Consider the following 1,290-nt stretch of genomic DNA (forward strand, 5'->3'; position numbering starts at 1 on the left):
TGTATAGACAGGAGACATGGGAAACAGGTGTTCGGAGACATAGGAAACACCTTGGATTCTCAGCCAGCAGCGTTGAGTGCGCTCAAGTCCAGCCGCATGAAGCGGTGATGGCAGAAGAACACATCGTAGCAACCGTCGCGCGTGGCGTCTGCCCGGAAAGCTATCGGAAGCTTGAGCAAGGCGCTCGACACGCGCAGCTTGTTGCCCTTGAAGGTGACCTCCCCGTTCCATGTGACGACGGCCACCGTGTCCTCGTCCGGGTAGTCGATGGGTGGCAAAGTTTGCGGGTAGCTTCTCGGGCTGGGCCGATAGCGCCTGGCTGGCGTCTGAAGGTCCAGTGCATCGTGGGGCCGCTCGTGGTTGTAGACTCCGCGCCAGCGTTCGAAGGCACTTTGTGCCTGCTGCAGGTCCGCAAAGCTGCGTCCGGCCAGTACCTCGGCTTTGAGCGAGCGGTGAAAGCGCTCGATCTTGCCGTTGGTCTGCGGGTGATAGGGCGCGCTGTGGCTCACGCGTATGCCCAGACGGATGAGCCAGACGCTGAGCTCGCTCAAGCCGTGCCCGGGCAGGCGAGGGCTGCCCCAGGGCGCGCCGTTGTCGGCATTGAGGCGTACCGGCAGCCCATAGCGCTGAAACACCTGGGCAAGATGGGGCTGTACGGTGGTGGTGGCCACCCCGGAGCAGGCCTGCAAGGCCAGATTGAAGCGGGAGTGGTCGTCCAGCACGGTCAGCGGGTAGCAGCGCCCCTGCCCGGCGGCAAAGTCTCCCTTGAAGTCGATCTGCCACAGCGCATTGGGCTCGGGGTGCTCGAAGCGCTGCCAATGCTGGGCCGCCGCACTGGCAGCCGGCGTAATCAGGCCGTGGCGGTGCAAGATGGCCGTGACAGTGGCCGCAGAAGGTACGTCCCGGTGTCCCAGCTCGGCCAGGCGCCGCGCAAGCTTGCGTCCGCCCCAGGCCGGATGATCGCGCCGCAGCTCGAGCAAAGTTTCCTCCATGGCCGCCGGGGTGCGCAGCGGGCTGGCATGCGGGCGACGCGAGCGAGGTTTGAAGGCGCCGTCGCCTTCCTGGGCGTAACGCGCCAGCAGCGCATACGCGGCTTTCGCTCCTATGCCAAAGCGCCGGCACAGCTCGCGCCGGTTGGCGCCTTCTTGCAAGGCCAATTCCACGAACTCGCGTTTGGTGTCCATCAGGTCTCTCGGTTGCCAGGGCATGTGCTTCTCCTTGCGCCAATGGCGCTGAAGAAGTGTTTCCTATGTCTCCGAACACCTGTTTCGTATGTGTCCAGTCCATACA

The 1,290-nt window shown here is 64.2% G+C and carries 1 protein-coding gene; it reads right to left on the reverse strand.

Features of this window, described 5'->3' with window-relative positions:
* Positions 1-59: 59 nt before the first annotated feature.
* Positions 60-1,208 (reverse strand): IS481 family transposase, encoded by a 1,149-nt coding sequence (locus B7G52_RS23075; RefSeq protein ID WP_096699988.1) that lies wholly within the window; start codon positions 1,206-1,208, stop codon positions 60-62.
* Positions 1,209-1,290: the final 82 nt, after the last annotated feature.

Origin of the sequence: Polaromonas sp. AER18D-145, from assembly GCF_002379095.1 — a bacterium.
GTDB lineage: Bacteria > Pseudomonadota > Gammaproteobacteria > Burkholderiales > Burkholderiaceae_C > Polaromonas.

Coding starts and splice junctions, on each gene's coding strand:
- B7G52_RS23075 (WP_096699988.1), bottom strand. CDS start 1,208: ATGCCCTGGCAACCGAGAGACCTGATGGACACCAAACGCGAGTTCGTG.